16 protein-coding genes are annotated in these 21635 nt (G+C 71.8%); 5 read left to right on the forward strand and 11 right to left on the reverse strand.

Annotation, left to right across the window (positions count from 1 at the left end):
* Positions 1-8: 8 nt before the first annotated feature.
* Together FFT09_RS20360 and gltB are read right to left on the reverse strand one after the other, a co-directional pair.
* A complete protein-coding gene (locus FFT09_RS20360; protein WP_138383686.1) occupies positions 9-1463 on the reverse strand; it encodes a glutamate synthase subunit beta in 1455 nt (484 codons plus the stop codon).
* The gene (gene gltB, locus FFT09_RS20365) at positions 1456-5988 is read right to left on the reverse strand and encodes a glutamate synthase large subunit (RefSeq protein WP_138383687.1); all 4533 of its coding nucleotides are present in this window, start codon (positions 5986-5988) and stop codon (positions 1456-1458) included. The genes FFT09_RS20360 and gltB overlap by 8 nt, the downstream gene beginning before the upstream one ends.
* Positions 5989-6413: 425 nt before the next feature.
* On the opposite strand from gltB, the gene FFT09_RS20370 reads away from it, so the two are divergent.
* A complete protein-coding gene (locus tag FFT09_RS20370) occupies positions 6414-7598 on the forward strand; it encodes an acyl-CoA dehydrogenase family protein (protein WP_138383688.1) in 1185 nt (394 codons plus the stop codon).
* A 120-nt stretch (positions 7599-7718) separates the two neighbouring features.
* On the opposite strand, the gene FFT09_RS20375 is transcribed toward FFT09_RS20370, so the two are convergent.
* The 9 genes from FFT09_RS20375 to FFT09_RS20415 all read right to left on the reverse strand — a co-directional run bounded on the left by FFT09_RS20375 (position 7719) and on the right by FFT09_RS20415 (position 16628).
* A complete protein-coding gene (locus FFT09_RS20375) occupies positions 7719-7988 on the reverse strand; it encodes a hypothetical protein (protein WP_138383723.1) in 270 nt (89 codons plus the stop codon).
* Positions 7989-8094: 106 nt separating this feature from the next.
* On the reverse strand, positions 8095-10956 hold the full coding sequence (locus FFT09_RS20380) for an FAD-binding and (Fe-S)-binding domain-containing protein (protein ID WP_425273072.1): 2862 nt from the start codon (positions 10954-10956) through the stop codon (positions 8095-8097).
* 5 nt (positions 10957-10961) lie between these two features.
* Positions 10962-12239 carry a hydroxyacid-oxoacid transhydrogenase gene (locus FFT09_RS20385; RefSeq protein WP_138383690.1) on the reverse strand — a complete coding sequence of 426 codons (1278 nt, stop codon included), beginning with the start codon at positions 12237-12239 and terminating at the stop codon, positions 10962-10964.
* Positions 12240-12338: 99 nt separating this feature from the next.
* Positions 12339-13055, reverse strand: a complete 717-nt coding sequence (locus FFT09_RS20390; RefSeq protein ID WP_081194307.1) for a GntR family transcriptional regulator — start codon at positions 13053-13055, stop codon at positions 12339-12341.
* A gap of 45 nt (positions 13056-13100) precedes the next feature.
* Positions 13101-13910, reverse strand: coding sequence for a class I SAM-dependent methyltransferase (locus FFT09_RS20395; protein WP_138383691.1), 810 nt, complete (start codon positions 13908-13910; stop codon positions 13101-13103).
* A complete protein-coding gene (locus tag FFT09_RS20400) occupies positions 13907-14113 on the reverse strand; it encodes a 50S ribosomal protein L32 (protein WP_138383692.1) in 207 nt (68 codons plus the stop codon). The genes FFT09_RS20395 and FFT09_RS20400 overlap by 4 nt, the downstream gene beginning before the upstream one ends.
* Before the next feature lie 43 nt (positions 14114-14156).
* On the reverse strand, positions 14157-15374 hold the full coding sequence (gene mrf / locus FFT09_RS20405) for a ribosome hibernation factor-recruiting GTPase MRF (protein ID WP_208544474.1): 1218 nt from the start codon (positions 15372-15374) through the stop codon (positions 14157-14159).
* A 40-nt stretch (positions 15375-15414) separates the two neighbouring features.
* A complete protein-coding gene (locus FFT09_RS20410; protein WP_138383694.1) occupies positions 15415-16296 on the reverse strand; it encodes a phosphotransferase family protein in 882 nt (293 codons plus the stop codon).
* A gap of 164 nt (positions 16297-16460) precedes the next feature.
* Entirely contained in the window at positions 16461-16628 is a 168-nt protein-coding gene (locus tag FFT09_RS20415) for a toxin-antitoxin system HicB family antitoxin (RefSeq protein ID WP_138383695.1), read from the reverse strand.
* Between the two features lie 17 nt (positions 16629-16645).
* On the opposite strand from FFT09_RS20415, the gene FFT09_RS20420 reads away from it, so the two are divergent.
* The 4 genes from FFT09_RS20420 to mnmA are packed head-to-tail and all read left to right on the forward strand — an operon-like array spanning position 16646 to position 21623.
* Positions 16646-17791: an RNA-guided endonuclease InsQ/TnpB family protein gene (locus FFT09_RS20420; protein ID WP_138383696.1), complete on the forward strand. Its 1146-nt coding sequence runs from the start codon at positions 16646-16648 to the stop codon at positions 17789-17791.
* Between the two features lie 16 nt (positions 17792-17807).
* On the forward strand, positions 17808-19265 hold the full coding sequence (locus FFT09_RS20425) for an MFS transporter (protein ID WP_138383697.1): 1458 nt from the start codon (positions 17808-17810) through the stop codon (positions 19263-19265).
* A gap of 48 nt (positions 19266-19313) precedes the next feature.
* Positions 19314-20528, forward strand: coding sequence for a cysteine desulfurase family protein (locus FFT09_RS20430; RefSeq protein ID WP_138383698.1), 1215 nt, complete (start codon positions 19314-19316; stop codon positions 20526-20528).
* 3 nt (positions 20529-20531) lie between these two features.
* Entirely contained in the window at positions 20532-21623 is a 1092-nt protein-coding gene (gene mnmA / locus FFT09_RS20435; protein WP_138383699.1) for a tRNA 2-thiouridine(34) synthase MnmA, read from the forward strand.
* Positions 21624-21635 lie beyond the last annotated feature (12 nt).

The following is a 21635-nucleotide window of genomic DNA, read 5'->3' on the forward strand; positions in this document are numbered from 1 at the left end:
CACCCGGCTCAGCTGATCGGCCGGTCCGTGGGCGCGATCGGGGTTGGCAGCACGTCGCGGCCGGTGAGGTAGGCGTCCACGCCCGCAGCCGCCGAACGGCCCTCCGCGATGGCCCACACGATCAGCGACTGCCCACGGCCCATGTCGCCGGCCACGAACACCTTGTCCAGGCTCGTCGCGAACGACGCGTCGCGGGCGACGTTGCCCCGCTGGTCCAGCTCGACGCCGAGCCCGTCCAGCAGGCCCTCCTGCTGCGGGCCGACGAAACCCATCGCCAGCAGCACCAGCTGCGCCGGAATCTCCCGCTCGCTGCCCTCGACGGGAACGAACCGGCCGTCGTCGTCGCGCTGCACCTCCACGAGCCGCAACGCCGCCAGCTGGCCGTCCTGCCCGGCGACGAACTCCTGGGTGTTCACCGAGTAGAGCCGCTCGCCGCCCTCCTCGTGCGCCGACGACACCCGGTAGATCATCGGATACGTCGGCCACGGGTGGGCCTCCGAGCGCGACTCCGGCGGCTTCGGCATGATCTCCAGCTGCGTGACCGACCGCGCACCCTGCCGGTGCGCCGTGCCCACACAGTCGGCGCCCGTGTCACCGCCACCGATCACGACGACGTCCTTGCCCGCCGCGTCGATCGGCGACGACTCCAGCGCCCCGCTCGCCACCCGGTTCGCCAGCGGCAGGTACTCCATCGCCTGGTACACACCGGGCACGTCGCGGCCCGGCGCGGGCAGGTCCCGCCACGCCGTCGCGCCACCGGCCAGCACCACCGCGTCGTGGCCGTCCAGCAGCTCCCGCGTGGACAGGTCCACACCCACGTTCACGCCCGCACGGAACTCCGTGCCCTCGGCGCGCATCTGTTCCAGCCTGCGGTCCAGCCGGAACTTCTCCATCTTGAACTCGGGAATGCCGTAGCGCAGCAGCCCGCCGATGGCGTCCGCCCGCTCGTACACCACGACGTCGTGGCCCGCGCGCGTCAACTGCTGCGCCGCCGCCAGCCCCGACGGGCCCGAACCGACGACCGCCACCCGCTTGCCGGTCTTCGACTCCGGCGGCTGCGGCGTGACCCAGCCCTCGTCCCACGCCCGGTCGATGATCGAGATCTCGACCCGCTTGATGGTGACGGCGTCGTCGTTGATGCCCAGCACACACGCGGTCTCGCACGGCGCGGGACACAGCGTGCCCGTGAACTCCGGGAAGTTGTTCGTGGCGTGCAGGCGCTCGATCGCGTTCTGCCAGTCGTCGCGCCACGTCAGCGTGTTCCACTCCGGGATGAGGTTGCCCAGCGGGCAACCCTGGTGGCAGAACGGGATGCCGCAGTCCATACAGCGGCCCGCCTGGGCGGTGAGCTTCGACTGCTCGAACTCCTCGTAGACCTCCCGCCAGTCCCGGAGCCGGAGGTCGACCGGCCGGGATCGCGGAGTCTGTCGCTTGGTGGTGAGAAAACCCTTGGGGTCAGCCATGCGCCGCCTCCATGATCGCAACGTTCACGTCCCTGCCCTCGCGCTCCGCCTGGGCGCGCGCCTGCAGGACCCGCTTGTAGTCCTTCGGCATGACCTTCGAGAACCGCGCGAGGCCCGGTTCCCAGTCGGCCAGCAGCGCGTGCGCCACCGCCGACCCGGTCTCCGTGTAGTGCCGCTCGACGGCGTCGCGCAGTGTCTCCTCGTCCTCGTCGTCGAGGGGATCGAGGTCCACCATCTCGGGATTGACCCGGCCCGGCTGGAGGTCGAGCACGTAGGCCACGCCGCCCGACATTCCGGCCGCGAAGTTGCGGCCCGTGCGGCCCAGCACCACGACCTGTCCGCCGGTCATGTACTCGCAGCCGTGGTCACCGACACCCTCGACGACGGCGAGCGCGCCCGAGTTGCGCACGCAGAACCGCTCGCCGACCTGGCCCCGCAGGAACAGCTCGCCGCCCGTGGCGCCGTAGCCGATCACGTTGCCCGCGACGATGTGGTCCTCCGCGGCGAACTGCCCGTCGTGCGGAGGGCGCACCACGATCCGGCCGCCGGACAGGCCCTTGCCGACGTAGTCGTTGGCGTCGCCGAGCAGGCGCAGCGTGATGCCGCTGGGCACGAACGCGCCGAACGACTGGCCAGCCGTGCCCGTGAACGTGACGTCGATGGTGTCGTCGGGCAGGCCCTCGCCGCCCCACCGCTTGGTCAGCTCCGCGCCGAGCATGGTGCCGACCGTGCGGTTGACGTTGCGCACCGGCAGCTCCAGCCGCACCCGGTCGCCCGAGTGCAGCGCACCCTCGGCGAGCTGGATCAGCGTGTTGTCCAGCGCCTTGTCCAGCCCGTGGTCCTGCGCCACCACCTGGTGCCGCGCGGCGCCGGACTCCACCTCGGGGACGTGGAACACCGGCGACAGGTCCAGCCCCGCCGCCTTCCAGTGGTCCACGGCCTGGCGCATGTCCAGCACCTCCGCGTGCCCGACGGCCTCGGCGATCGACCGGAAACCCAGCTTGGCCAGGTACTCCCGCACCTCCTGGGCGATGAACTCGAAGAAGTTCACCACGTACTCGGCCTTGCCGGAGAACTTGGCGCGCAGCTCGGGGTTCTGCGTGGCCACCCCCACCGGGCAGGTGTCCAGGTGGCAGACCCGCATCATGATGCAGCCCGACACCACCAGCGGCGCGGTGGCGAAGCCGAACTCCTCGGCGCCCAGCAGTGCCGCGATCACGACGTCGCGGCCGGTCTTGAGCTGCCCGTCGGTCTGCACCACGATGCGGTCGCGCAGCCGGTTGGCCAGCAGCGTCTGCTGCGTCTCCGCCAGCCCCAGCTCCCACGGGCCGCCCGCGTGCTTGATCGACGACAGGGGCGAGGCGCCCGTGCCGCCGTCGTGGCCCGAGATCAGCACCACGTCCGCGTGGGCCTTCGACACGCCCGCCGCGACCGTGCCGACGCCGACCTCCGACACCAGCTTCACGTGGATGCGGGCGTCCGGGTTGGCGTTCTTGAGGTCGTGGATGAGCTGCGCCAGGTCCTCGATGGAGTAGATGTCGTGGTGCGGCGGAGGCGAGATCAGCCCCACCCCCGGCGTGGAGTGCCGGGTCTTCGCGATCCACGGATACACCTTGCCGCCGGGCAGCTGCCCGCCCTCGCCGGGCTTGGCTCCCTGCGCCATCTTGATCTGGATGTCGTCGGCGTTGACCAGGTACTCGCTGGTCACCCCGAACCGGCCGCTCGCGACCTGCTTCACGGCGCTGCGCCGCTGCGGGTCGTAGAGCCGTTCCGGGTCCTCGCCGCCCTCCCCGGTGTTGGACTTGCCGCCCAGCCGGTTCATCGCGATGGCCAGCGTCTCGTGCATCTCCTGCGAGATCGAACCGTACGAGATGGCGCCGGTGGCGAACCGCTTGACGATCTCCGAGACCGGTTCCACCTCCTCGACCGGCACCGGCGGGCGCACGCCCTCCTTCAACTCGAACAGGCCGCGCAGCGTCATCAACTGCTGCGACTGGTCGTCGACCGCGCGGGTGTACTCCTTGAAGATCTCGTACTTGCCCGAGCGGGTGGAGTGCTGCAACTTGAACACCGTCTGCGGGTTGAACAGGTGCGGTTCGCCCTCGCGCCGCCACTGGTAGTCGCCGCCGATGGCCAGTTCGCGGTGCGTCGCGTGGACGCCGTCGGCCGGGAACGCCAGCCGGTGCCGCTCGGTGACCTCGCGGGCCAGCAGCGGGAAGCCCACGCCGCCCAGCCGGGACGTGGTGCCCGCGAAGCACTCCTCGACGACCTCCGAACCCAGCCCGACGGCCTCGAAGATCTGCGCACCGGTGTAGGAGGCGACGGTCGAGACGCCCATCTTGGACATCGTCTTGCGCACACCCTTGCCCAGCGCCTTGATCAGGTTGCGGGTCGCCTGCTTCGGCGTGGCCGTGCCCAGCCTGCCGCGCTCGGCCATCTCCTCGACGGTCCCCATCGCCAGGTACGGGTTCACGGCGGCGGCGCCGTAGCCGATGAGCAGCGCGATGTGGTGGACCTCGCGGGCGTCACCGGCCTCCACGACCAGCCCCACCTGCGTGCGCGTCTTCTCCCGCACCAGGTGGTGATGCACGGCGCCGGTGAGCAGCAGCGACGGGATGGCCGCGTGCTCGGCGTCCACACCCCGGTCGGACAGCACGATCAGCCGCGCTCCGCCCGCGATGGCCTCGCTGACCTCGGCGCGGATCTCGGCCAGCCGCCGTACGAGCGCCTCGCCGTCGCCCGCGACCTCGAACGTGCCGTGCACGGTGTGGGACTGAAACTCGGGCAGGTCGCCGTCGTCGTTGACGTGCACCAGCTTGGCGAGCTCGTCGTTGTCCAGCACCGGGAACGGCAGCACGATCTTGCGGCAGTGCTGCGGGCCCGCCTCCAGCAGGTTGGGCTCCGAGCCCAGCTGGGTGCCCAGCGCGGTCACCAGCTCCTCGCGGATGGCGTCCAGCGGCGGGTTCGTCACCTGCGCGAACAGCTGGGTGAAGTAGTCGAAGATCTGCCGGGGCCTGCTCGTGAGCGGCGCGAGCGGGGAGTCGTTGCCCATCGAGCCGATCGGCTCCGCACCCGTGCGGGCCATCGGCTCCAGCAGAACCCCCAGCTCCTCCTCCGTGTAGCCGAACGCCTGTTGCCTGCGCACCAGCGATGCGTGCGACGGCACCTCGCGCTCGCGTTCCGGCAGCTCACCGAGCCGCAGCAGGCCGGACTCCAGCCACTCGCCGTACGGGTGCTCCTCGGCCAGGCCGCTCTTGATCTCCTCGTCGTCGATGATGCGGCCCTCGGCGGTGTCCACCAGGAACATGCGGCCCGGTTCGAGCCGCCCCTTGCGCACGATGGTGGCCTGATCCAGTTCCAGCACCCCGACCTCGCTGGCCAGCACCACAAGGCCGTCCTCGGTGACCCAGTAGCGGGCGGGGCGCAGCCCGTTGCGGTCCAGCACCGCGCCGATCTGCGTACCGTCGGTGAACGACACCAGCGCGGGGCCGTCCCACGGCTCCATCAGCGTCGCGTGGAACTCGTAGAACGCGCGGCGCGCCGCGTCCATCTCGTCGTGGTTCTCCCACGCCTCCGGGATCATCATGAGCACCGCGTGCGGCAGCGGGCGCCCGCCCAGGTGCAGCAGCTCCAGCACCTCGTCGAACGACGCCGAGTCGCTCGCGCCGCGGGTGATCACCGGGTAGAGCCGGGACAGCTCACCGGAGAACAGGTCCGAGTCGAGCTGCGACTCCCGCGCGTCCATCCAGTTGCGGTTGCCCTTGAGCGTGTTGATCTCACCGTTGTGGGCGACGTAGCGATACGGGTGCGCCAGCGGCCACGACGGGAACGTGTTGGTGGAGAACCGCGAATGCACCAGCCCGATCGCGCTGTGGACGCGCTCGTCGGCCAGGTCGGGGAAGAACCGCTCGACCTGCGGCTCGGCGAGCATTCCCTTGTAGACGATGGTGCGAGACGACAGGCTGGGGAAGTAGACGTCCTGCTCGGCCAGCGTGTGCTCGGCGCGCTTGCGCACACAGAACGCGGCACGCTCCAGTGCGAGTCCTGTCACATCGTCGCGCTGCGGGGCCAGAAACACCTGCGCGAAGTGCGGCATCGTCGCCGCCGCCGTGGGGCCGACGTGCGCGGTGTCGACGGGCAGCTCGCGCCAGCCCAGCACCCGCATGCCCTCCTCGGCGGCGATGCGCTCCACTGTCGAGATCGCCTTGCCGCGCACCTGCTCGTCACGCGGCAGGAACGCGGTGCCCACGGCGTAGCCGCCGGGTTCGGGCAGGTCGAAGCCGGTCACCTCACGGTAGAAGGCGTCCGGGACCTGGATGAGGATTCCCGCGCCGTCGCCCGTCTCGGGCTCGGCGCCGCGGGCGCCGCGGTGTTCCAGGTTGCGCAGCGCCACCAGAGCCTTCGCGACGATGTCGTGGTTGGCACGGCCCGCGAGATCGGCGACGAAGGCCACACCACAGGCGTCGTGCTCGTACTGCTCGTCGTACAGGCCCTCGGTGGGCCTGTGCGGTACGGGACGGGTCACGGCTGGCGGCCCTCCTCTTGCTCGGCACAACCGGGCCGGGCGGAAAGTCGGCTGGCGCGCGAGTTCGTCGCACCAGTCGGCTAACGGCCCGGCCCGATGTTGCGATGGTCAGATCAGGAAAGGTCGATGTCGCTACAGCGCGAACGGTTGCAGGCACATCGGGTGACCACACGGCGTTGTGCGGCGGGCGGAGCATCACGCGGTCCTCGGGACCGCCCACGGTTCGGCGGTTCCGGCGCGCGACAATGGGACTCCCGGGTTCGCCGGTCTTACGACACTAATGTGAACTTCGGGTTAGCCAAATAGGCGCGAGGTTTCGCGTGGGAAACAACACGCCGGGATTGACGATCAGCGCGGAACTGTGCTTTCGCCGGTCTACCACGCCGTGACCTGGTCAAACCTGGGGCGGCGGTAGGGTCTGGCTCATGGTTGAGACCGGTACGGACCCAGGAGATTTCCTCGACGTCGACGGCGAGCTGACCGCCGACGAACGCGACATCCGTGACACGGTGCGACGGTTCGCGAACGCGGAACTGGCCCCTCACGTGGCGGATTGGTATGAAAACGCAACCCTTCCGGCACGCGATCTCGCGCGCGAATTCGGCCGGCTGGGGGTACTCGGCATGCACCTGTCGGGCTACGGCTGCGCGGGCTCGTCCGCCGTGGCCTACGGCATCGCCTGCCGCGAGCTGGAGGCCGTCGACTCGGGGCTGCGCAGTTTTGTGTCGGTGCAGGGCTCGCTGGCGATGTACGCGCTGCACCGGTTCGGCAGCGAGGAGCAGAAACAGCGCTGGCTGCCGTCGCTGGCGTCGGGGGAGGCGCTCGGGTGCTTCGGGCTGACCGAACCCGAGGCGGGCAGCGACCCGGCGTCGATGCGCACGCGCGCGCGGCGGGACGGGAGCGACTGGGTGCTGGACGGCACCAAGCTGTGGATCACGAACGGCACCGTGGCCGACGTCGCCGTGGTCTGGGCCCGCACCGACGACGGCGTGCGGGGCTTCGTGGTGCCCACCGACACGCCCGGCTTCTCCGCCCGCGAGGTCCCGCGCAAGCTGTCACTTCGCGCGTCGCTGACGGCCGAGCTGGTGCTCGACGGCGTGCGGCTGCCCGCCGACGCGGTGCTGCCCGGCGTCACCGGGCTCAAGGGGCCGCTGTCGTGCCTCAACGAGGCGCGGTTCGGCATCGTGTTCGGCGCCGTCGGGGCCGCACGCACCTGCTGCGAGACGGCCGTGGAGTACACCACGACACGCAGCCAGTTCGGCCAGCCGCTGGCGGCCTACCAGCTCACTCAGCGCAAGCTCGCCGATCTCGTGGTGGAGACCACGCGGGCCGGGCTCGTCGCGCTGCGGCTCGGCCGGTTGAAGGATTCCGGCGCGCTGCACTACAGCCAGGTCAGCTTCGGCAAGCTCGCGAACGTGCGGGCGGCACTGGACGTGGCCCGCACCGCCCGCTCACTGCTGGGCGCCAACGGCATCTCGCTCGACTACCCGGTGATGCGGCATGCCAACAACCTGGAGACCGTGCTCACCTACGAGGGCACGGAGGAGATGCACGCGCTGTCGGTTGGTCAGGCCGTGACGGGCATCTCGGCGTTCCGCGTGTCGCCCTGACACATCGTGTCCGCAGCCTGCGTAGGGATGTCCGCACCGCACGATGCGGACATCCCTACGTGAAGTGCGGACACGGCTACGCAACCTGCGGACACGGCTACGTGGCCTGCGGACACGGCGTCAGGCCAGGGCGGGCAGGGTGCCGAGGGCTCGCTTGCCCGCGTCCGTGAGGACGGCGGGCACGCGCCCGCCGGGAGTGCCGGGGTGGGCGGGGGCGATGAGGCCCGCTCGCGCGAGCCGGTGGACCGTGGTCTGGTCACAGCACGCGAGTCCGTCCACGAAGAGGTCGGGCTCGCAGCTGCAGGTGAGTTCCGCGCCGCCCTGCGCCACGGCGAACAGGGTCGCGCGTTCGCGATGGTTCAACTCGGGATCGTTGCCGTCCTGAGGCACCTGAGGCACCTTCGCCTCCTTGCGTCATCGACCGGGTCCTGCACCGGTCGTTTCCGTTCGATTCAACCTCGCGACACCCGAATGGCGCAAAGCTGTGAGGCGTATCTCATTCTTTGGTGGGGGGTCTCGACCACGTTCGCGTACCCAGGGCGTGATCGAGCACCTGCGCCAGGTGAAGGGAGCGCCGTCCGGTGAGGTCGGTGATCTGGGTGCGGCAGCTGAACCCGTCGGCGAGGACCAGCGTGCCGGGTGACGCGGCGCGCACGGCGGGCGCGAGCACCCGTTCGGCGGCGGCGACCGACACGTCGTAGTGGCCCCGTTCGACGCCGAAGTTGCCCGCGAGCCCGCAGCACCCGGAGTCGAGGGTCACGTTGTCCACACCGGCGCGCCGCAGCACCCGTTCGTCGGCGTCGTGGCCGAGGACGGCGTGCTGGTGGCAGTGCTGCTGTGTCACGGCGGGCACGTCGAGCCGGGGGAACTCGACGCCCTCGCGGTCGAGGAACTCCGCGAGGGTCAGCGCGGGCACGGGTGGCGTGTCGAGCAGGTCGTGGACGTCGTGCCGGAGTACGGCGAGGCAGCTCGGTTCGAGACCGATGACCGGCACGCCCTCGGCGAGGTCGTCGGCCAGCACCCGCAGGGTGCGCCGCAGCACCCGCCGCGCGATGCCGAGCTGTCCCGTGGAGATCCAGGTCAGCCCGCAGCACACCGGTGAGCGGGGCAGCGTGACGTCGAAACCCGCGTAATCCAGCACGCGGGCGGCGGACACGCCGATCTCGGGCGCGAAGTGGTCGGTGAACGTGTCGGGCCACAGCACGACGCGGGGCCGCTCACCCCGGGATGGTGTGGGTCTGCGCCGCCACGCGCGCCGCAGCGTGGTGCGGGCGAAGGACGGCAGTGCGCGTTCGTCGGCGATGCCGCCGAGCCGCTTGGCCAGCCGTGCGGCACCGGGGGCGCGCAGCGCCGCGTTGACCAGCGACGGCGCGTGCGAGGCGAGCCGGGCCCACAGCGGCAGAAACCCGAGGGAGTAGTGGCTGGCGGGGCGCACCCGGCCCGCGTAGTGCTGGTGCAGGAACTCGGCCTTGTACGTCGCCATGTCCACATCGACCGGACAGTCCGACAGGCACCCCTTGCACGCCAGGCACAGATCGAGTGCGTCGCGGACCTCGGTGGAGTCCCACCCCTCGGTGATCGTCTCGCCGCGCATCATCTCGGCCAGCAGGCGGGCCCTGCCGCGCGTGGAGTGCTCCTCCCGGCCGGTGACCATGTAGCTGGGGCACATGACGCCGGTGGTGGTGTCCACGCACTTGCCGACGCCGACACACCGGCGGGTGGCGGTGGCGAGGCTGCCCCCGTCGTGTGGGTAGCGCAGCGTGAGCGGTAGATCGCGCACCGGCCCGGAGAAGCGGAGGTCGGCGTCCAGCGGCCGGGGCCGCACGAGCGTGCCCGGGTTGAGCAGGCCGTCCGGGTCCCAGATCGCCTTGAACGCCTCGAACAGGCGCAGCATGTCCGCCGAGTACATCCGGGGCAGGAGTTCGGCCCTGGCCTGCCCGTCGCCGTGCTCGCCGGACAGCGACCCGCCGTGGGCGACGACCAGATCGGCCGCGTCGGTGAGAAAGCGCCGGAAGGTGCGAAGGCCGTCGTCGGTGAGCAGGTCGAAGTCGATGCGCACGTGGACGCAGCCCTCGCCGAAGTGCCCGTACGGGATGCCGCGCAGCCCGTACTCGGCGAGCAGCGCGCGGAAGGCGCGCAGGTAGGAGCCGAGACGCTCCGGGGGCACGGCGGCGTCCTCCCAGCCGGGCCACGCCTCCGAGCCGTCGGCCATGCGGGTGGCGATGCCCGCGGCGGACTCGCGGATCGACCACAGCTGCCGCTGCCGTGCGGCGTCGGTGGTGACCGACGTCGTCGCTGCAGTCTCGCGAGCCAACGCCGCGGCCAGGGCCTCGGCCGAGTCCCGCGCCTCGGCGGGATCGTCGCCACCGACCTCGACGAACAGCCACCCGCGCCCGGCGGGCAGCGCGTCGAGCGCGCTGGGACGGCGGCCCCGGGCCAGCAGAATGTCGATGAGGTCGGCGCCCATGCCCTCCACGGTCAGGGGCGCGTGCGGCAACACCTGCGGCACGGCGTCGGCGGCGGCGATGTCGTCGGCGAACCCGGCCACCACGAGTGCCCTGGCCGCGGGCGAGGGCACGAGCCGCACGGTGGCCTCGGTCAGCAGCACGCAGGTGCCCTCGCTGCCCACCAGCGCCCTGGCGACCTCGCCGCCGCGTTCCGGCAGCAGAGCGTCGAGCGCGTAGCCGGACACGCGCCGCGGCAGGGTGGGAAACCCGGTGCGCAGCAGCGCGAGGTGCTGCCGGGTCAGCGTGCGCAGTGCCTCCCGGATGCGCTCGGCGCCCTCGGTGTCGTCGGGGTCGAGCGGGTCGAGCGGGGTGACCGCGTCGCCCGGTCCCACCGTCAGCCGGGTGCCGTCGCCCGCGACGACGTCGAGTGAGACGACGTTGTCCGCCGTGCGTCCCCACGCCACCGAGTGCGACCCGCAGGCGTCGTTGCCGAGCATCCCGCCGAGCGTGCAGCGGCTGTGGGTGGAGGGGTCGGGACCGAAGGTCAGCCCGTGTTCGGCGGCGGCGGCACGCAGCGTGTCGAGCACGACACCGGGCTGCACCCGCGCCACTCTCCGCTCGGGATCGATCTCCAGCACGCGGTTGAGGTGGCGGCCGTACTCCAGCACGACGCCCTCGCCGAGTGCCTGGCCGCCGATGCCGGTCCCGGCGCCGCGCGCGGTGACGGGCACGCCGTGGTCCCGGCAGACGCGCAGGGTCGCTGCCACGTCGTCCGCGTCGCGAGGGAAGACGACGGCCTTCGGGACGTGCCGGTAGTTCGACGCGTCCATGCTGAACATCGCGCGGGCGGCGGCGCTGTCGTCGACCTCGCCCGACACCGCGCCGGTGAGGTCGTCGACGAGGGAACGCATGGTCGTCACCAATTCCGCACCGAGTCGGTGAGGATGGCCTCCAGGTCGGTGTCGCGCACGGTCCGGGGCGCGACCGCCAGCAACCGCTGCTGCTGCAGCGCACCCGCCACCAGCGCGGGCACGTCGGAGGTCCCGTACCCGACGCCGTCGAGCCCGGCCGGCAGGCCGATGTCGCGCATGAGCGCGGTGAGCGCGGCCGGAAGCTTCTCGCTCGGCTCGTGCTCGGCGGCCACGGCGGGGTCGAGCAGGGTCGCGGCGTGGACGTGCTTGTCCGGGGCGGTGGGGAAGGTGAACCGGAAGGCCGCAGGCGCGGTCAGCGCCACGGACTCGCCGTGCGGGACGAGCGCCTCCTCGGGCGGGTAGTCGGCGGGCCGGTAGTCCCGCACGCGGCCGGCGATCGGGTAGGCGCAGGCATGGGGAATGTGGACGCCCGCGTTGCCGAATCCCATGCCCGCGAACGTGGCGGCCAGCATCATGTCGGTGCGCGCGTCGAGGTCGCCGCCGTTGAGGACCGCCCTGCGGAACGAGCGCGCCAGCAGCTGCAGGGCTCGCTCGGTCCACGCGTCGGAGATCGGGTTGGCGCCGTTGTAGGCGACCCGGGTCTCGGGGGTGTGGCGGGCGAAGGAGTGGAACGGCTTGGCCGTGTAGGACTCCAGCGCGTGACACAGCACGTCCATCCCGCTGGCGGCGGTCACTCTCGGCGGCATCGACAGGGTGAGCAGCGGATCGATGACGGCGGTGGTGGGCCGCAGCCGGGGGTGGCTGATGCCGGACTTAACCTTGAGGTCGAGGAAGTCCATGATGCAGACCGGGGTGGTCTCCGAGCCGGTCCCGGCCGTGGTGGGCACCGCGACGAGCGGCTTGAGCGGGCCCGGCGGTGCCGCCGCTTCACCGAGTGGTTTGTTGACGTAGGTGAACAGGTTCGCCGGGTAGGTGGTCAGCAGGTTGACGGCCTTCGCCGTGTCGATCGCGGAGCCCCCGCCCACGCCGACGAAGCCGTCCCACTCGGACTGGCTCGCGAACGCGACGGCGTCGAGCACGCTCACGTCGGTGGGCTCGACGTGGACCCCGTCGAAGATCTCGGCGGTGATCCCGGCGGCCTTGGCGGCGTCGGCGACCCGCTCGGGGACTCCGGTGGCCGCGACGCCGGGGTCGGTCACGATCAGCACCCGCCGAGCGCCCTGCTGGGCGAGGTCGTGGCCGATCTCGTCGGCGGCACCCGCGCCGAACTTCAGCGGGGTGGCGCCCCACGTGAACACGGTCTCGTGCAGGTAGGCGGTCATGGACCCTCCCCGGTGAGCGTCGGCAGCACACCGAGAGTGGCATGTGGCATGCTACTCGTCAAGGCGGGCGCCCGGCCGCCGGGACGGGCGCGGTCCCGGTCAGTTCGCGAGGCGGGTCCAGTCGTAGGACACGGGCGGGACCTGCTCGCCGGCCCCGGAGAACTCGGCGGATTCCTGGGCGATGAGCAGCCGCGCGGTGGTGAGCAGGTGCTGCCGCATGGCGTCGGCCGCCTCGTCCGCGCCGCCCGTCTCGATCAACTCGGCGATGGCCTCGTGCTCGGCCAGGATGTCGCCGAGTCCCCTGCTGGTGTCCACAGTGGAGCTGCCACGCAGCAGCACCATGTCCCGCAGCGAGTCGACGTAACGCGCGAGGCGCAGGTTGCCCGACGCCATGTTGATCGCCTCGTGGAACCTCCGATCGGCCGCCATGAAGGCCGTCTCGTCGTGCTCGGCCGCCGCGCGCCGCATCTCGTCGAGCCGGCTGCGAAGGTCGGCGACGAGGCCGGGGGTGCGCTGCCCGGTCGCACGGAAGGTCGCGGGCACCTCCAGCAGCAGGCGGATGGCGAAGACCTCTTCCAGGTCGTGCAGCGAGGTCTGCAACACGCGGATGCCGCGGTTGCGTTCGAACCGCACCATGCCCCGCTCGGCGAGCTGGATCAGGGCCTCCCGCACGGGTGTGCGGGAGACCCCGAGCCGCGCGGCGAGATCGTGTACCGAGTACAGCGTGCCCGGCACGAGTTCCCCGCTGACGATCGCGCCCCGCAGTTCGTCGAGGATGGCCTTCGCGAGGTTACGGTCGGTGTCGATCTGCCGCATCGGCTCATCTTCGCACGTCGGGGCGGCGATGCGGCCGCACCCGCGTCAGGAGGGCACGCGCCCGGTGCCGACCAGGCTGCTCGCGTCGAGGGTGCCGAGGTCCGCCTCGCGCAGCCCCGCCTCGAACCGTGCCCGCACACGCTCCAGCGCCTCGGGCGGCAAGCCCTGCACGAACCCGCGCAGGGCAGCGCCGAGGTAGAACGTCCAGGCGTCGTCGGGATGCAGGGGGAAGCGGTAGTCCACCGGGTGGACCTCGACGTCGACCAGTCCCAGCGACAGCAGCCAGGACCGCATCTTCTCCTCGGAGTTGAGGCGGTCGCTCGCGCTCGGCCGCTGCCCGTGGGCCAGCTCGGGTCGTTCCGGCACGGCGGCGGCGTGGCCCACCGGCACGATCCGGTCCATCCCACCCGCGAGCCACGAGCTGACGGCGAACCGGCCACCGGGCCGCAGCCGCCGGAGCAGCGCCCGCGCGCCCGCGTCCATGTCCGGGAAGAAGAACACCCCGTAGCCGCACTGCACGACGTCGTAGGGTTCGGCTCCGCCGTCCCAGGTGAGCACGTCACCGGTGTGGAAGCGCGCCTGGGCGAGCCCGGCGGCTTCGGCCTGTCGTGCCGCGTCGGCGACGAGACCGGCCGCGGCGTCCACAGCGTCCACGACTCCGCCGGGCCCGACGGCACGGGCGGCGGGCAGTGCCGAGGCCCCCGCGCCGCAGCAGGCGTCGAACACGCGCTCGCCCGGTGCGGGCCGGGACACGGCCGTGAGCAGTTCACCGAGCGGGCGCCACAGCCGGGCCGACCACAGCGCGAACTCGTCGCGCGCGGCGTGGAACACGTGTCCCGCGGTCTCGGGATTCACCGTCGGCCACCTCCGTTTCCCGACTCGGTAGCGGCGCTGTGCGCGCTGTGAAAGTACCGGACCAGCCTGCGGGGCACGAGCATCCGCTCGCCGTCGACGGTGATGGGCACCAGGCCCGGATCGGCCCGCCGCGCGCCCGCGATCCAGCGGGCCTTGCGGGCGCGGGTGTTCGCCCGTGACGTCCTGCGCTTCGGGACCGCCATCAGCTCTGCCGCCTTCCGTCGCGTCGGTGGAACCTGCCGAAGTTCACGCGTTGTCCTTTCCGGTCGTGGTGACGGGGTGCTCGCCGTGGTGGGCGAACGGGTCTGGGTAGGCCGCCCACGCCTCGCGTCCCTCGGCGAGTTCGGCATCGGTGAGCAGCGCGCCGGACAGTGCCTCGCGGATCTCGCGCGGTTCGGCGAGGTGGCTGACGACGACGAGTTCCTGTGCCCGGTCGCCCCACACGGGGTGCCAGCGCAGCGACGCGAGTGCGCTTCGCTCGTCGGTGACCTCGTCCCAGTCCGGCGAGTCGGGCGCGTCCAGCCAGGGGCCGAGCACGGCGAGTCCGAGACCGCCGCCCGCCGATTCCAGCCACAGCGCGCTGTCGGGCCTGCTCGCGACCCACAGCCGTCCCCGGGTACGCACGACGCCGTCGAGCAGCACGTCGAGCGCGTCGTACAGCCTGCCGGGGTGGAAGGGCCGCTGCGCCGAGAACGTCGTGAGCTCGACACCGCAGTCGGCGTCGAGCGGCGGTTCGCCCCGCACGAGCGCGCCGTGCGGGTCCACGGGGGCGCCCCGGCGCGCGGTCCGGGGTGCCTCGGCCAGCGTCCGCAGCAGGGCGTCACCGGTCAGTCCCGGCAGGTCGAGCAGGGGCGCGGACGGTGCCACCCTGGCGCGCACGGCGCCGGTGCGCGCGGCGGTCCACGGGTCGGGGGCGTGGCCCGCGAGCACGAGGACGTCGGCGAACTCCACCTGCGACAGTGCCACCTGCGCCACGGTGCGGCCGTCGTCGCCCGCTCCGTGCCACCCGCGCTCGGCCAGCAGGTCGTCGCCCGTGGCGTCGGCGAGCCAGGTGCCTGCGTCGAGCACCGTGACGACCCCGGCGATCTCCACGTCGGAGAGCACGGTCTCGCCGTCTACGGGCGTGCGGTGCAGTTCCCAGCACACGCGGTCGGGTTCGAGCACGCGGTCGAGGTGGCACACGAGGCGGTCCACGCCCGCGGTGCGCGCGAGCCGGCGCAGCAGCGGCAGCAGGTCGTGGCGCAGCGTGCAGGAGACGCAACCGTGGTCGAGTCGCACGATGGCGGTGTCCGCTGTGCCGTGGACTCGCACCGTGCGGTGTACCACGCCGTCGGCGACGTCGCGCAGGTCGTGGTACACCACGGCGGTGTTCGGTTCGTCGGCGAAGCGGTCGGCGAGGTGCCGGGTGCCGTGGGCGGGCAGACCGCCGATCAGGACGAGGGGAACGCGGTGCTGGTCGATCACACCGAACAGGCTAGATGAAAATGATTGTCAATACTAATAGTCAGGTGTGCATGGACGTGCCGAACCACAGCCGTGCCAGCGCGTCGAACGACGGGGTGCCCGGCACAGGCATCCACGTCAGATACGTTCGTAGCGACGAGTACCGGTGCAGCAGCGTGTAGGCCAGGCAACGACGCGCGAACTCCTCGTCGGCGCTCAGGCCGTACCCGCGCAGGAACCCCCGCCACAACCCGGCCTCGCCCCCTGCGAGGTAGACCGACGCGGCCACGAACTCGTACTCCCTGGCGCCGGTCATCGCGGGCTCGAAGTCGATGAGCCCCGACACCGACCACCGCTCGCCGTCACGTCGCACGAACACGTGCTCGCGCAGCAGTTCGGTGTGCAGGAGCACGGTGGGCGAGGCGGGCAGCGAGACGGAGTCCAGGAAATCCGGGATACGGGCCAGCCACTCAGGGGCCAGCTCCTGCGACCGGTGATGGGCTTCGACGGCCTCGCACCGCTGCGCCACGAACTGCGCCCAGTCGGCGGGGCCGAGTTCGGCGCAACGGGAGTCGGTGACCGCGTGCAACTCCGCCGCCACCGCTCCGATCCGCTCGCACAGCCGCAGCCGCTCCGCCGGTGACAGCGACGGCCACACCTCGTCCAACCCCCGGCCCGGCACCCGCCGCATGAGCAGGTAGTGCCAGTCGTCGACGCCACCGTGGGCGACGGGTTCCGGTGTGGCCACGGGCAGCCTGCCGTCGAGCACGTCGAGCGCGGTCGCCTCGATCCGCGCCTCGTCGGCGTCCTCGGCGGGATAGAACTTCAACACCAGCTCGTCGCCGATGGCGTAGACGGGAAGTGAGCCGGTCTCGAACCGCTCGACGGCGCGGTCCGGCAGAGACAGGCGCGTGAGCGTCGCGCCGACGGGAGGCTGTGTCATGGCGGCACCCTAGAAAGGACTCCCGGTTCGGTGCGAGTGATTTCCGTGCTCCACAGTGGATCGCCGCTGCGGGCTTGATCTCCACCGCGGTCGAGGTTGCAGGCTGCTCGCATGACCGTGGAATGTAGCGCGCAGGCCCCGTCCTTCGGGGCGGGGTTAGTGCATCAACTGCGTGTGTCGCGTGCCCAGCGGTGTACCTCTTCCACCGGGGCGGCGTTCGCGGCGGTGAGTAGGTACACCAGGTGCGCGTTCAGTGACCGGCCTTCTGTTTCGGCGGCGTCGGTGAGTTCACGGTGTAGTTCGTCGGGGAGGCGCAAACCAAGTCGAATCATGGTGCTATTATGGCACTATGCAGCTTCGGTACAACTTCCGCGTCTACCCGACGCCCGGCCAGCGCACCGCGCTGGCCAAGGTGTTCGGATGCGCGCGGGTGGTGTACAACGACGCGCTCCGCGCACGCCAAGATGCCTACGAAGCGGGCGAGCGTTTGTCGGACACCGAGGTGCAGCGTCGTGTCGTCACCGAAGCGAAGAAGGTTTGCGCCCGCGCGTGGCTGTCGGAGGTCGCGTCGGTAGCGCTGGTGCAGGCGTGTCAGGACGCTCGCGCGGCGTACCGCAACTGGTTCGACTCGATGTCCGGCAAACGCAAGGGCCGCAAGGTTGGGCGTCCCCGGTTCCGGTCCCGCAAGGACAACCGGCAGGCCATCCGGCTCACCCGCAACGGATTCTCGGTGAAGCCGAACGGGAAGCTGTACGCGGCGAAGATCGGGGACCTGGACGTTCGCTGGTCGCGCGACCTGCCCTCGGTCCCGTCGTCGGTCACGTTGGTCAAGGACGCGTCCGGACGGTACTTCGCGTCGTTCGTGGTCGAGGTCAACGACGAGCCGCTACACGAGACCAGCAGCGAGGTCGGCATCGATCTCGGGCTGGTCACGTTCGCGGTGTTGTCGAACGGGAAGACGATCGAGTCTCCGAAGTTCCTGCGCCGCGCGGAACGCAAGCTCCGCAAAGTGCAACAGGACTTGTCTCGCAAGCAGCGGGGCAGCAACAACCGCGCCAAGGTCGGCCTGCGGGTGGCCAAGGCGCACGCCAAGGTCCGCGACTCGCGCACCGACTGGGCACACAAGAACACGACGGCGTTGATCCGCGACAACCAAGCGATCTACGTCGAGGACCTTGCCGTGTCCGGCCTCGCGCGCACGAAACTCGCGAAGTCGGTGCACGACGCCGCGTGGGGCCAGTTCGTCCGCATGTTGGAAGACAAAGCCCAGAGGCACGGGCGTGTCGTGCACGAAATCGACCGCTGGTACCCGTCGTCGCAGGTCTGCCATGTGTGCGGCCGGATCGACGGACCCAAACCGCTGTCGGTTCGGGAGTGGTCGTGCCCGTGCGGCGCGCACCACGACCGGGATGTGAACGCCGCGAAGAACATCCTCGCCGCCGGACGGGCGGAGAGGTTAAACGCCTGCGGAGAGACGGTCAGCCTCTCCGCCTAGCGGGGAGCACGTCTTGATGAAACAGGAACCCACCGGAGCCGCACACGCGGCAGGAGGAATCTCCCGCCTTCAAGCGGGAGAGGACGTCAAACACACCGGGCAACGCCGGGCAGGCGTGCTGTGGACCCCCGAGCACCGGCGCACCACGGTGGGGTTGTTGCTGGTCGTCACCCTGCTCGCGTTCGAGAACATGGGTGTGGCCACCGCGATGCCCACGATGGTCGCCGATCTCGACGGCGGTGAGCTGTACTCGTGGCCGTTCACCGCGTTCCTGGTCGCCAGCGTCGCCGCCACCGTGTTGTCCGGGCGGATCTGCGACCACAGGGGTCCAGCGCTCCCACTGCTGATCGGACCGTGGATCTTCTTGGCGGGGCTGCTCACGGCCGGGCTGGCCCCCGGCATGGCGGCCCTGCTCGTGGGCCGTGCCCTCCAGGGCTTCGGAACGGGTGTGCTGCTGGTGGCGACGTCGCTGCTCATCGCGCTCGTCTACGACGACAGGGAACGGCCGGTGATCTACGCGGCCAACGCGGCGGCGTGGGTGCTGCCCGCCGTCCTGGGCCCGCCGATCGCGGGGCTCGTGACCGAGACGGCGGGCTGGCGCTGGGTGTTCCTCGGGCTCGTCCCGGTCCTGCTGGCGGGTGTGGCGATGCTGGTCCCCGTGGTCCGCGGCCTGCCCGGCCACGTCGCCGACGAGCACGTGCGGCGCGCGAGCATCGCGGCGGCCGTGGCGGTGGCGGTGGCCGTGGCCGCGCTGACCTGGGCGGCGCAGCGGCCGTCGGCGACCGCCGTCACCGTCGGGCTCGCCCTGGCGGCGCTGACGGTGCTGGCGGTCTCGCTGCGCGCGCTGCTTCCCGTCGGCACGCTGACCGGCAGGCCGGGCCTGCCGACCGTGGTCGGCTCCCGCGCACTGCTGGCCGGGGCGTTCGCCGGGCTGGAGGCGTACCTGCCGCTGACGATGTCCCGGGTCCACGGTCACGGCCCCGCGCTGGCCGGGCTGCCCCTCACGGTGGGCGCGCTGAGCTGGTCGGCGGCGTCCGTCGTGCAGGGCAGGAATCCTGACTGGAGCAGGCGGGCGCTGCTGCGAGCGGCGTTCGGGTTCGTCGCGGCGGGGTTGGCGCTGTTCGCCCTCGTGGCGTGGGCGGGAGCGCCTGCCTGGGTGGCGTTCGCCGCGTCGGCGTGCGCGGGCGCGGGCATGGGGCTGGGGATGCCGTCCATCTCCGTGCTGCTGCTGCGCCTGTCACCCCCGGCCGAGCGCGGCTTCAACACCTCGGCCACCCAACTCGGCGACTGGATCACCTCGGCGCTGACGATCGGGGCCGGTGGCGTGTTGCTCGGCCTGCTGGGCGGCACGGGACGTCCGTCGGCGGCCGTCGCACTGCTGGCCGCCGCGCTCGCGCTGATCGCCGTCGTCGGTGGCCTGCTCGTGCACCGGGGGCTGCGCGAGCGCACACGGGACGTCCACCCCACGACGTGAGCGACACCGCGGCTGTGGTCGACGCCACGCGACTACCCTGGTGTGACGATGACCTACCTCGATCACGCGGCCACCACGCCACTGGTGCCCGAGGCCCTCGCGGCCCTGACCGACGCGCTGCCCATGCTGGGCAACGCCTCGTCACTGCACTCGTCGGGCCGCCGGGCGCGGCGCATGGTCGAGGAGGCCAGGGAGACCGTCGCGGAGTCGATCGGCGCGCGCCCCTCCGAGGTGATCTTCACAGCCGGGGGCACCGAGAGCGACAACCTCGCCGTCAAGGGCCTCTACTGGGCCCGCCGCGCCGCCGACCCGCGCCGCACGAGGGTCCTCGCGTCGGCGGTGGAGCACCACGCCGTGCTCGACGCCGTGCAGTGGCTCGCCGATCACGAGGGCGCCGAGGTGACCTGGCTCGACGTCGACCAGCACGGCCGCGTCTGCCCCGACGTGCTGCGCGCGGCCGTGGCGGCCGAGGCGGACACCGTCGCGCTCGCGACGGTGATGTGGGCCAACAACGAGGTCGGCACGATCAACCCCGTGCCCGAACTGGCCGCCGTCTGTGCCGAGTACGACGTACCGCTGCACACCGACGCCGTGCAGGCCGTCGGTGCGGTGCCGCTCGACGTCGCCGCCAGTGGCGTCGACGCGCTGACCCTGACCGGGCACAAGCTCGGCGGCCCCTACGGCGTGGGCGCGCTGGTGCTGGGGCGGGACACGACGTGTACCCCGCTGCTGCACGGTGGGGGCCAGGAGCGCGAGGTGCGTTCCGGCACACTGGACGTCCCGGCTATCCATGCGCTGGCCACGGCCGTGCGGAGCGCGGTCGCGCGCAGGGCCGAGCACGTCGCCCAGCTCACGAAGCTGCGCGACGAGCTGGTGGCCGCCGTGCGCGCGCAGGTGCCGGACGTGGTGCTCAACGGGCCGCCGCTGGACGCGGGCGACCGCCTGCCCGGCATCGCCCACCTGACGTTTCCCGGCTGTGCGGGCGACAGCCTGCTGATGCTGCTCGACGCCAAGGGCATCGAGTGCTCCACCGGCTCCGCCTGCACCGCGGGAGTGGCCGAACCGAGCCACGTCCTGCTGGCGATGGGGGCCGACGCGGCCTCGGCGCGCAGCTCTCTGCGATTCTCGCTGGGGCATTCGTCCACCCGCGCCGACGTGGAGGCGCTCGCGGCCGAGGTCGGCGGCGTCGTGACCCGCGCGCGGCAGGCGGGGCTGTCGGGAATGCGCAAGACCCGAACCGGGCAGACCGAGCAGGAGGTGTAGGCGGTGCGGGTACTGGCCGCGATGAGCGGGGGAGTGGACTCGGCGGTGGCCGCCGCCAGGGCCGTCGCCGCGGGACACGACGTCGTCGGTGTGCATCTGGCGCTGTCCGCGAAGCCCGGCACGCTGCGCACGGGCTCGCGCGGCTGCTGCACGATCGAGGACGCGGGCGATGCCCGCAGGGCCGCCGACATGCTGGGTATCCCGTACTACGTGTGGGACTTCGCCGAGCGTTTCACCGAGGAGGTCGTCGAGACCTTCGTCGGCGAGTACGCGGCGGGCCGCACTCCCAATCCGTGCGTCACCTGCAACGAGAAGATCAAGTTCGAGGCGCTGCTGGAGAAGGCGGTGGCGCTGGGCTTCGACGCGGTGTGTACCGGGCACTACGCCCGCCTGTCCGTGGTGGACGGCGTACCCGAACTTCGCCGCAGCGCCGACGAGGGCAAGGACCAGTCCTACGTCCTCGCCTCGCTCACCCCGGACCAGCTCCGGCACGCGATGTTCCCGCTCGGCGACTCGCGCAAGTCCGACGTGCGCGCGGAGGCCGCCGAGCGGGGCCTGTCCGTCGCGGCCAAGCCCGACAGCCACGACATCTGCTTCATCCCGGACGGCGACACCAAGTCGTTTCTGGAGAAGCGGCTCGGGCAGCGGCCCGGTGACCTCGTCGACGCCGAGACCGGCGCTGTGCTCGGGCAGCACACGGGCGTACACGGGTTCACCGTGGGCCAGCGCAAGGGCCTCGGCATCGACGCGCCCGCGCCCGACGGCAGGCCCCGCTACGTGCTGGGGCTGGAGCCGGTGTCCGGCGCGGTGAAGGTCGGCTCCGCCCGCGACCTCGCGGTGCATCGCATCGAGGCGGACCGGCCCATCTGGCCGGGCGAGCCGCTCCGGCCGGGGCCGACGGAGTGCGTGGCACAGGTCCGCGCCCACGGTGGCATGGCCCCCGCCGTGGCCGAGGTCGTCGACGGCGGCGTGGTGGTCGAACTGCGCGAGCCCCTGAGTGGCGTGGCGCCCGGCCAGGTCGTGGTGCTGTACCGGCCGGACGCCGACGGGGGCGACGTCGTGCTGGGCAGCGCGAAGATCGCCGCAACGGCGTGAGATGGGCGCGTT

Source organism: Saccharomonospora piscinae (genome assembly GCF_005862235.1).
In the GTDB taxonomy this organism is placed as follows: Bacteria; Actinomycetota; Actinomycetes; order Mycobacteriales; family Pseudonocardiaceae; genus Saccharomonospora; species Saccharomonospora piscinae.